The organism is Mycolicibacterium neworleansense (assembly GCF_001245615.1).
In the GTDB taxonomy this organism is placed as follows: Bacteria; Actinomycetota; Actinomycetes; order Mycobacteriales; family Mycobacteriaceae; genus Mycobacterium; species Mycobacterium neworleansense.
Genome location: NZ_CWKH01000002.1, coordinates 631,921 through 643,293, shown reverse-complemented (window position 1 = coordinate 643,293; position 11,373 = coordinate 631,921). Strand labels below are relative to the sequence as shown.

The following is an 11,373-nucleotide window of genomic DNA, read 5'->3' as shown; positions in this document are numbered from 1 at the left end:
GCCCAGAACACGAAACTGCCCCAAATCAAGCGATTTGGGGCAGTTTCGGGTCTGGCCGCGGTGTCTCAGCCTTGCTGCGGCACCTCTGACGGTTCGTCACGAGCCGCTTGCTTCGGTGCTTCCGCCACAGGCGTCTCCTCCGTAGGCGCTTCCGTCGATTCCTGAGATTCGGCCGGTGCCTCAGCTGATTCCGCATCGGGCAGCTGACCGACGAGGTACTCGGCGAGCCCGCCGATCGTCGGATAGTCGAACACCGCGGTCGCGTTCAGCGTGAACCTGCCGCCGAACTGACTGTGCAGCCGGTTGCGGAGTTCGATCGCCATCAGCGAGTCTGTGCCGAGATCCAGGAAACGGCTGGTCGCGGCCGGCGGTGAGGCGAGCCGCAGGAAGTTCTGCACCTCCTTCTGCAGGAACTCGGTGACAAACCCGGCGCGCTGCGGCACCGGGATCTCGAGCAGCTGCTTGAGAACCTCGCTGTCACCGACGACCTCGCCGACCGCACTCGGCAACACCAGGTCCAGGATCGGTGGACGGGAGCTGCCCAGCACCTTCGCGGCCCGCTGCCAGTTCGCCTTGAGGACGGTGGCCTGACCGGTGCCGTTGGCGACGACCTCGGCCAGCGCGGCCAGCGCCGCCGAGGGCTCCAGCGGAATCAGGCCCTGTGCACTGATGTTCGCGGTCGCCGCCTCCGAGGACGCCATGCCGCCCTGACCCCAGGGACCGAAGTTGATGCCCGTGGCCGGCAGACCCTGCGCCCTGCGCTGCGCGATGAGACCGTCGAGCAACGCATTGGCCGTGGCGTAGTTGGACTGACCCGGTGAACCGAACAAGCTGGACACCGAGGAGGACACGATGAAGAAGTCCAGATCGTCGTCCTTGGTCAAGCTGTCCAGGTAACCGGCACCGAAGGCCTTGGGCGCCAATGTCGTCCGGAACCGCTCCACACTCTGCTGACCCAACAGTGCGTCATCGAGCACACCCGCCAGATGTGCCACACCGGCGAGCGGCGGCAGCTCGGCACGGATCCGCTCCAGGAGCTTTGCCACCTCGGCCTCCTCGCCGATGTCGGCGGTGAAGACGTGGACCCGGGTCTTGTTGCGCTCGGTGATCTCCTCGATCAACCGTTGCGCGTCCGCATCGGGCGCACGCCGGCTGGTCAAGACGATGTCACCGGCACCCAGCTGAGCCAGATACGACGCGGTGTGCAGACCGATCGCGCCGAGTCCACCCGTGATCAGGTAGGTCCGATCCGGCCGCGGTGCAAGCGGATTCGGCAGCTGGCAGACGATCTTGCCGATGTGCCGAGCCTGCTGCATGCGCCGGAAGGCCGTCCTGGCCTCCGTCAGCGGGTAGATCTCCGCGGGCAGCGGGGTCCATTCACCGTTGGCCAACCCCTCCGAAACCTCGGTCAGCAGGTCGCGAATGCGATCGGGCTCGGTGAACATCACCGTGTCCAACGCGACGATCTCGTAGGCGATGTCGGGACGTGCCTCTGCCATCTGCTCGGCTGACCAGATGTCGCGCTTGGCGATCTCGGCGAAGCGGCCGTTGCGGGCGGTGGCCTTCAGAGTCGCCTCGATGAACCCTTCGCTGGTCAGCGAGTTGAGCACCACGTCCACACCGGCGCCGTCGGTATCCGCCAGGATCTGATCGGCGAAGTCCGTTGTCCGCGAGTCATAGACGTACTTGACGCCCAGCTTGCGCAGCGTCGCCCGCTTGAAGGTGCTCGCCGTGGCGTAGACCTCCGCACCGCACTGCTGCGCCATCTGTATGGCGGCCAGGCCCACACCACCGCTGGCGGCGTGGATGAGCACCTTGTCGCCCGGCTTGAGCTGCGCCCAGTCGAACGACAGCCGGACCGTCAGCGCCGCGGCGGGAATGGTGGCGGCCTCGACCGCGCTGATGCGAGCGGGAATAGGCGCCACGAACTGGGCCGGCACGTTGAATCGGCTGGAGAAGGCACCCTGCATCGAGCCGTAGACCCGCTGCCCGACCTCGACGCCGGTGACTCCCTCACCCAATTGCGTGACGACGCCGGCGAAGTCACCGCCGATCGGCCCTGGATCACCCGGGTACAGGCCCAGCACATTGAGCACGTCGCGGAAGTTGAGGCCCGCGGCCTCAACCCGGACCTGCACGTAACCCTCGTCCGGAGCCGGCACGTCCTTCTCGGTGATCCGCAGGTTGTCGATCGCGCCGCGTTCGGTGGGAGCCAGCACGTAATCGCTGCCGCGCGGCACCGAGAGATGCCCGCTGCGCGCCCACGGCAGCAAGCGCGAAGCCAACAGCTTGCCTTGCCGCACTGCGATTTCCGGCTCTTCAACCGGCGTGGCCAACAGGTTCGCCAGCGCCTGCACGGCTTCCGGAGACCCATCGGTGTCGATGAGCTTGGCACGTAGTGCCGGTTCCTCGTTGATCGTCGTGCGCCCGAATCCCCACAGCGCCGCCTGTACCGGGTCGACCGGTTCACCGGATTCGGTGGCGACGGCCCGCTCGGTAACGACCCAGAGCCCGCCGGGCAGCTTGACCTCACCGCCTTGCACGGTGTGCACCGCGCTCAGCAGGTTCGCGATCTCGGCCTCCAGTCGGGCCTGACTGTCCGTGCCGGACTCCGCTGCGCCCGGTGCGGCAGCGCGCCAGACGACACCGGAGAACGGCAGACCACGTTCCTTGGCCTGGGCCAGCACTTGGCCGAGCAGTTCGGGATCGGTGTTCCGATCGAACGGGATGCAGCCGGGCACCTTGGCCGCCAGCTCATCGAACCCGGCGATCAGCCAGGTGCCGCTGGTGTTCTCGGCGGCGTCCTCGTCAGCCGGCGGCACCGGGACCTCGTGCCAGCCGAGGGTGTACAGCAGCCGGGTGGCATCGCCGCCGAGGCCGCGCAACAGCGCCTCGCGAGGCGCGCGTTTGACCGTGAACTCCCGAATGCCGCCCAGATAACTGCCATCTCGGTCTAGATAGTCGAGATCGAAGACCTGGGTCTCGCTGTCCAGGGCGCTCTCGTGCCACCGAGCACGGCAGTAGAAGCGCCTTGGCATCTTCTCCTTCAGCGTCACCTGCCCGTACCGCAGTGGCAGGAACAGGTCATTCACGCCCTGCTCGGCAGCGAGAAGAGCCGGGAACGCGGGGAAGGCGACACCGGTGCACAGGTCCATCAACACCGGGTGCATCGGCTCGGTTCCGAGCTGTTCGGCAAGTTCGGCACCGACCAGGATGTCGCCGATCGCCTCGCCTTCACCGAGCCACAACGACTTCAGCGAACCCGACCACGTCGGGCCCCATGCCAGTTCCAGATCGGCGAAGGTCTCGAACAACTCCTGGGGCCGCATGCGTTCCAGACGCTCGATCGCCTCGTCGACGGGATCCGACTGCTCGGGGATCTCGTCATCGGAGATTCCGGCGATCACCGTGCCTTCGGCATTCAACGACCAGTCGGCACCGCGCTCGCCGTAGGGCCGGCTGTGTACCTGGAACTTCCACCCGTCGCCGCCGTCCAGCGGGTGCAACGTCAGCTGCACCTCGCGAGAACTCTTCTCGGGCAGGATGATCGGCTCGTAGAAGAAGACGTCCTTGGCATGGGCGGGCGTACCGACCGCGGCCAGGGCCATCGCGGCATACGTCGCTCCGGGAACGACCACGGTGCCGTAGATGACGTGGTCGGAAAGCCACGGCTGCGACTTCACCGACAACCGGCTGGTGTACACCGAATCGCCGGAGGCGAGATCCTTACCGCTGCCCAGAATTCCTGATCCCACGGCACCGTTGAGGTCGGCGCTGATCCCGGATCCCTTGGGCCAGAAGCGACGCCGCTGGAAGGGATATGTCGGCAATTCGAGCCGGCGACGTGTCCCGCGATGCAGCGCGGTGAAATCGGGTCGATGCCCGCCGACGTAGGCCGACGCCAGCGCGTCGGCGATCTGACGCCGGTCACCGACGCCCTTGCGCATCGAGACGATCGCCCGCGGCGCCGCCAGATGTTCCGGCCAGACCTGCACCGCTGCCCCGGTCAGCACCGGTTGCGGACCGATCTCCATCAGGATCGAGCAGCCCAGCGCAGCCACGGTCCGCACACTCTCGGCGAACTGCACCGGCTGGCGGGAGTGCCGTCGCCAGTACTGGGCGTCGAGCGCTGTCTGTGCGGTGAGCACGGTGCCGGTCCGGTTGCAGACCAGTGGCATTGTCGGCTTCGCGAACTGGAATTGTGCTGCGTAGGACTCGAATTCGTCGAGTACCGGATCCAGCAGCTCGGAGTGGAAGGCGTGGCTGGTCTCCAGCCAGGTGCACCGGATCCCCTCCTCGCCGAACTTTTCTACGATCTGTTCCAGATCGTCGCCCGGACCCGAGAGCACGGTGTTGGGCCCGTTGTAGGCACCCACCGAAACCCGGGGGAACTCGCCGGCGATCTGTTCGACGTGCTTGGGGTCGGCGAATACGGCCACCATCCGCCCGCCTTCGGGCAGGCTGCCGAACAACCGGCCGCGCTCGGCCATCAGCCGGGCGCCGTCCTCGAGGCTGAACACCCCGGCCACACATGCCGCGGCGTACTGGCCGACGCTGTGCCCGAGCACCACATCGGGTTCGATGCCCCACGACTGCCACAGTCGGGCCAGGCCCATCTCCACGGCGAAGATCGCCGGCTGGGCAAAAGAGGTGTGCCGCAGGGTTTCTGCCGACTCCCGGTCGGTCCCGAACATGACCTCCAGAAGCGGGCGGGACAGCATCCCGCCGACCGCGTCCGCGCAGCGTTGCACGGTTTCGGCGAAGACCGGTTCGGAGTCGAACAGCTCCCGCGCCATCCCCGGGTACTGGCTACCCTGCCCGGTGAACAGCCACGCCGTCATCGGGTGGTGCGGGCGCTCACCGCGCACGACACCGTGTCGCAGCCGGTTCTCGGCCAGATCCGCCAGGCCCGCGCGGGCACTGTCGACGGAATCCACCACCAGAGCGGCTCGGTGCTCGAAGTGCGAACGGCCCGTCCCCGCAGTGCGGCACAGGTCGGCGAGGTCGACCTCGGGGTGGGCGCCCAGCCAGGTCTCATATCGTTTCGCCAACACCGCCAGTGCTTCCGGTGACCGGGCGGACAGCGTCAGCACCTCGACCTGTTCGGGCTGCGCTTGCGGTGCCGACTCTGTCGCTGCACCGTCGGCGAGATCCGGCTCGGTGAGATGGTCCCCGACCGGCGCAGGCTGTGACGGCGCCTCCTCGACCAGCACATGCGCGTTGGTCCCGGTGAACCCGAAGGAACTCACACCGGCGCGCCGCGGCCTGCCGTTGGGCTGCCAGGGCATCGCCTCGTCGACCACGCGTACCGGCAGCGAATCCCACGGGATGTGCGGTGACGGATTGTCGAAATGCAGGCTCTGCGGCAGCGTCTCGTGTTGCAGCGACAACACGACCTTGATCAGGCCCGCAGCCCCCGACGCGGATTCGGTGTGGCCGATGTTGGTCTTCACCGATCCCATCAGCAACGGCCGGTCGGCCTCACGCGAGTCGCCGTAGGCGGCGGCCGCCGCCTGCACCTCGATGGGGTCACCCAGCGGGGTGCCCGTTCCGTGTGCCTCCAGGTAGTCCACATCGCCACCGGTCAGGCCGGCACGGGCCAGCACGGAACCGATGAGACGTTGCTGTGCACCACCATTGGGCACGGTCAGCCCGCTTGAGGCGCCGTCCTGGTTGACCGCGCTGCCGGGAATGACCGCGCAGATCTGATCGCCGTCGCGTTGCGCGTCGCTCAGCCTCTTGAGCACCAGGATGCCGCAGCCTTCGCTGCGGACGTAGCCGTCGGCGGAGGCGTCGAAGGTCTTGCACCGTCCGACCGGGGAGAGCATCCGGGCGCGGGATGCGGCGACGACGGTCACCGGGGACAGCAGGACGTTCACACCGCCGGCCAACGCCATGTCGCAGTCACCGGATTGCAGTGCCTGGCAGGCCTGGTGGACGGCGACCAGCGCCGAGCTGCAGGCGGTGTCGACCGCCACAGCCGGCCCCTCGAATCCGAGCGCGAAGGCGACGCGACCGGAGATGGCGTTGAGGGCATTGCCGGTGATGAAGTGGGGTTCGATCTTGTCGATCGGCTCCGACGACAGCAGGTGCGCGTACTCGTTGGCCGCAACACCCACGAACACGCCGGTTCGGCTGCCGCGCAACGAGTCGGGCCCGTACCCCGCTCTTTCCAAGCCCTCCCACACCGTTTCGAGCATCAGGCGCTGCTGCGGCTCGATCCAGACCGCTTCGCGCGGGGAGATCCCGAAGAATTCGGGATCGAATCCGTCGATACCGTCGAGGAATCCGCCGAAGCGCGTGTAGGTCTTGCCGGGTGCATCCGGATCCGGGTCGAAGAACTCGTCGATGTCGAATCGATCCTCCGGGACCTCCCGGATGGCATCGATACCACCGGACAGCACATCCCAGAAAGCCTCCGGGTTCGGCGCGCCGGGGAAGCGGCATGACACCGCGACGATCGCGATCGGATCGTCGGTACGGACCGCCGTGGAGGCCACCTGGGGTGCCGACTTGGGTTGCTCGCTGAGCCCGAGCACGTCGCCGAGCAGGTAGTCGGCCACATCGGAGATGCGGGGGTAATCCATCACCAGGGTGATGGGGATCTCGGCGCCCACGCCCTGCTCCATGCGGCGGCGCAACTCGACGGCCATCAGCGAATCCATGCCGAGGTCGAAGAAGCCGGCGTCCTCACGGATCTCCGCGGAGTCCACCCGCGTCACCTCTGCCACGGCTTCGCGCAGGTAATCGGTCAGAAGCTTCTTGCGCTGCTGCACAGGGGCATTCGTGAGTTGCTCGACCAGCTTGGTCTTGCCCGAGCCCGCGGCCCCGGATCCGGCTCCCGACAGCTGGGCGGGCAGTTCGCGCTCCAGCTCGGCCAGGAATGCCCGTCGGCCCGCCTGCTGATAGAGCGGCAGGAAGCGGGCCCAGTCGATCCGGGCGATCACTCCCTGGGCAGGGCCGTGTGCCGACGCGGCCGCCACGACATCGGCCAGACCGGCCAGCGCATCGGAAGGCGACAGGGTCTTGATCCCGCGCTGCTCCAGCCGGGCCCGCGATGCCGCGTCGGCCATGCCCGCCGACCAGGGGCCGAAGTTGACGCTCGCCCCGGCGATGCCCTGCTTGCGCAGGCGCCAGGCCAGCCCGTCCAAGAAGGCGTTTGCCGCGCTGTAGGCGGTCTGGCCGAACCCGCCCCACACCGAGGCGATCGAGGATGTGCTGATGAAGAAGTCGAGATTCTCGTCGGCCGCTGCCTCGCTCAAATGCCAGGCGCCCCAGACCTTCCCGGCGAAGACCCGATCCACTTCAGCGTCATCGAGCTCACTCAGCGGTGTGGTGCCGATCTCGCCCGCGGCGTGCACGATACCGGCCAGCGGGGGCAGCTCGGCCCGGATACCGGCCAGGAGGCGGGCGACGTCGTGCGCGTCGGCGACATCGGCCGTGGCGACCCGGATCGCGCAGCCGTGCTGGTCGCGCAGCGTGTCGATGCGCTTCTGTACGGCGTCGCCGGGCTGGCGCCGGCTGGTCAGCACCAGTTGCCTGGCGCCGTGCGCAGCCAGGTACCCGGCGATCTCGAGCCCGATCGACCCGAGGCCTCCGGTCACCAGATAGGTTGCGTCACCCCGCAGTTCGAGCGGCTTGCCGCTCGGCAGGTCCTCGGGCCGGGCCAGCCGCGGAACGTAGACGTCTTGCCCGCGCAGCGCGACCTGGTCTTCCTTGACGGCCGATTCGGATGCCGTCGCGATCCGGTTGAGCAGCCCGGACCATTCGCCGGTCGTCCCCTCGGAGAGGTCGGCCAGACCACCCCAAACCTGGGGGAGCTCGAGGGCCGCGGCGCGACCGAATCCCCACAGGGCACTCTGCTCCGGTGTCACGGTGTCCGCATCGGTGACGTGTTGTGCACCGCGGGTGACGAGCCAGATGGGCGTGCGCAGGTCAGCGGCGACCATGGCACGCAGAAGCCGTCGCGTTCCGCCCAGGACCTGGTGCTGCATCCGCAGCAGTGACCGCATCGACGGCGTCTCGCCGGAGTCCAGCGCGGCGACGTGCACGATCCGCGGCGTCGAATCGCCCATGGCCGCGGCGCGCAACGTGTCGGCGAGTTGCGCCTCGTCGGCGTCGGACGCCGGCAACCCGAGGATTCGGTACTGCTGCCCACGTGCGGTGAGGGTGTCCAGCAGCGGCTTGACGGCGTCGGATTCGTCGCCGATGAGAATCCAGGAACTCTCCCCGGCATCCGCACCGGAGACGGGAGTAACGGCCTTCTCCCAGCGGAACTCGTAGCGGTCTTCCGCGATCGACTGGGTCGAGCGTTGTTGGTTGTGTTGCGCCGCAAGCTTCGTCAGCACCTGCAGGGTGTGCGGATCGTCGCCCGCCCCGCCGAGCAACCCCGCGAGTTCCTCGAGCCGGCCGTCCTCCAGAAGCCGGACGGCCTGGGTACGTGCGGCAACGTGTTGTTGTTGATTGGGCTGTTCGCGATTGTCGGAGTACCAGTACTGGCGATGCTCGAACGGATAGGTGGGCAGGTCGAGTTTCCGCGCATGTGCCCGCCGCAAGGCGTCGAACTCAGGCAGGTGGCCGAGAACGTACGCGTCGGCGACGGCTTCGGTGATCTGCCGGTGGTCGGCGGTGTTCCGGCGCAGGGACGTGATCACCCGCGGTGCGGTGGCCGGATCAGGCCATGCGCTCAGGGCCGCTGCGGTGAGTACCGGCCGTGGGCCGATTTCCACCAAGAGTTTGCAGTTCAGGTCCGCCAGGGTGCGCACACTCTTGGCGAATTCCACCGGCTGGCGGGCGTGCCGGCGCCAGTAGGCGCCGTCCATCTTGACGCTGCGGCCCAGTGCCGCCCCGGTCCGGTTGTCGATGAGGATCCGCTGCGGCGGGTTGAAAGTGAACCGATTCGCGTACGCCTCGAACTCGTCGAGGATCGGTTCCAGCAGCGCCGAGTGGAAGGCGTGGCTGGTCTCCAGCCAGTCGCATCGCACACCGTCGGCCTTCAGGCCGGCCAGAGCCTTCTCGAGATCCTCTGCGGGCCCGGACAATACGGTGTTCGCGCCGTTGTAGGCCGCAACCGACAGGGTCGGGAACTCATCGGTCAGATTCTCGACGCGCTCGGCGGGGGCGAACACCGCCGCCATCCGGCCACCGGCGGGCAGACTGCCGAAGAGGCGGCCGCGTTCGGCCATCAGCTGCGCGCCGTCCTCCAGGCTGAACACGCCGGCCACGCAGGCCGCCGAGTACTGACCGACGCTGTGGCCCAGCACCACATCCGGTTCGATGCCCCACGACTGCCACAGGTGGGCCAAGCCCATCTCCACTGCGAACAGGGCAGGCTGTGCGTAGGAGGTCTGCCGCAACGCCTCTTCGGCGTCCGGGCTGTCGAGCTCGAAAATCACATCCAGCAGCGGCTTTTCGAGAACACCTGATACTGCGGCCGCGCAACGGTTCAGTGTTTCGGCGAACGCCGGCTCGGAGTCGTACAGCTCGCGGGCCATGCCGGGGTACTGGCTGCCCTGGCCGGTGAACAGCCACGCGGTCTTCGGGGTGTCATGGGATTCGCCACGGACCAAACCGGGGGCCGGACGGTCGTCCGCGAGCGCCCCGAGGAGCTCGATGGCGGCTTCCCGGGAATTGACCACCAGTGCGGCGCGGTGCTCCAGGTGCGCGCGCCCCACCCCGGCCGTGTGGCACACATCCGCCAGAGTGGCCTCCGGGTGCGCGGTCATCCAGTTGCGGTACTGGTCGGCGAGCTGGACCAGGGCCGTCGATGTCCGTGCGGACAGCGGAAGAATGCTGAATCTCGTTACCGCGCCGGCGGTGCCGTCGGATTTCGGGGCGGCTGCGGGGACCGCCGGCTCGGGTGCCACCGGCGCTTCTTCGAGGATGACGTGTGCGTTGGTGCCGGCGAAGCCGAACGAGCTGACGCCCGCGATGCGCGGTTCACCGTTGCGTTCCCAGGGGATCGACTCTTTGACGACCTCCACTGCGAGCCGGTCCCACGGAATGTGGGGCGACGGGTTCTCGAAGTGCAGGTGCTTCGGCAACGTCTCGTTCTCGAGCGACAGGATGACCTTGATGACGCCCGCGATCCCAGCGGCCGCTTCGAGGTGCCCGATGTTGGTCTTTGCCGAGCCGATCAGCAGTGGCCGGTCGGCGGCGCGCCCGGCGCCCAGCACCGCGCCTGCGGCCTGCGCCTCGATCGGGTCACCCAGCGAAGTACCCGTGCCGTGTGCTTCGAGGTAACCGACTTCGCTGGGTTTGACGCCCGCGCGTTTGAGGGCTGCGGAGATAACCCGTTGCTGCGCCACACCGTTCGGCACTGTCAGGCCACCGGATGCGCCGTCTTGGTTGATGGCGCTGCCGCGAATCACCGCCCGGATCTGATCACCGTCGCGGATCGCGTCCTCGAGGCGCTTGATGACGATGACGCCGCAGCCTTCGCCGCGGACGTAGCCGTCGGCGGCCGCGTCGAAGGTCTTGCACCGGCCGTCGGGGGCGAGCATGTGAGCGCTGGAGAACGTGATCATCGTGGCCGGGGTGAGCAGGACGTTCGCCCCACCGGCAAGCGCGAGGTCGCACTCGCCCAGGGTCAGCGCCTGGCAGGCCTGGTGGATCGCCACCAGCGACGAGCTGCACGCCGTGTCGACGGCGACCGAGGGACCCTGCAGGCCCAGCCGGTAGCTGATGCGGCCCGCTGCGGCGGCGTTCGATGTCCCGATGGCCATGTAGGCCTCGATCTCGGGGTACGTCAGCTCGTCAGAGGCCATTCCCAGGTAGTCGTGGGTGGCCAAACCTACGAAGACACCGGTGTTGGTGTCGGCCAAAGCCGTTGGTGCAGTGCCTGAATGCTCCACTGCGCGCCACGCAGTCTCAAGCAGAAGTCGATGTTGAGGGTCCATCAACCGGACTTCGCGCGTACTCATCCCGAAGAACGGGGCGTCGAACCCGGTCACGTCGTCGACGAAACCCGCGCGCCGGGTCACGACCTTGCCGGGTGAGCCTGGTTCGGGATCGAAGAATTCGTCGGCATCCCAGCGGTCTTCGGGGATCTCCGACACTGCGTCGCGCCCCTCGCGCAACACGTCCCAGAACCCGTCGGCGTCCTGCGCGCCGGGAAAACGCGCCGCATAGCCGATTATGGCAAAGCGGGGGTTGTCTTCGGTCGGATGTTCAGCGGTTCCCATGCCGTTGTCCTCCTTGCATCGGCGGTCACACGGTGACTACGCGGGACATTTGTCGCACGCGAAAATTGTCCGCCCCCCGACGGCACTACGCACTATTACACGAGAACCTGTGACGCGTGAGGCGTAGGTTCTGCCCTGAGGTGGGGTAGACCGTTGCCAGCGGACCGAGGGTATGTTGGGCACCCACGGG

At 67.8% G+C, this 11,373-nt stretch carries 1 protein-coding gene; it reads right to left on the bottom strand.

The features are described 5' to 3' along the window. Nucleotides 1–65: 65 nt before the first annotated feature. On the bottom strand, nucleotides 66–11,183 hold the full coding sequence (locus tag BN2156_RS18765; RefSeq protein WP_090516492.1) for a type I polyketide synthase: 11,118 nt from the start codon (nucleotides 11,181–11,183) through the stop codon (nucleotides 66–68). Between the last annotated feature and the right edge of the window lie 190 nt (nucleotides 11,184–11,373).

Excerpts from the sequence above, each read along its gene's own strand:
- BN2156_RS18765 (WP_090516492.1), bottom strand. The coding sequence starts at position 11,183 with ATGGGAACCGCTGAACATCCGACCGAAGACAACCCCCGCTTTGCCATA.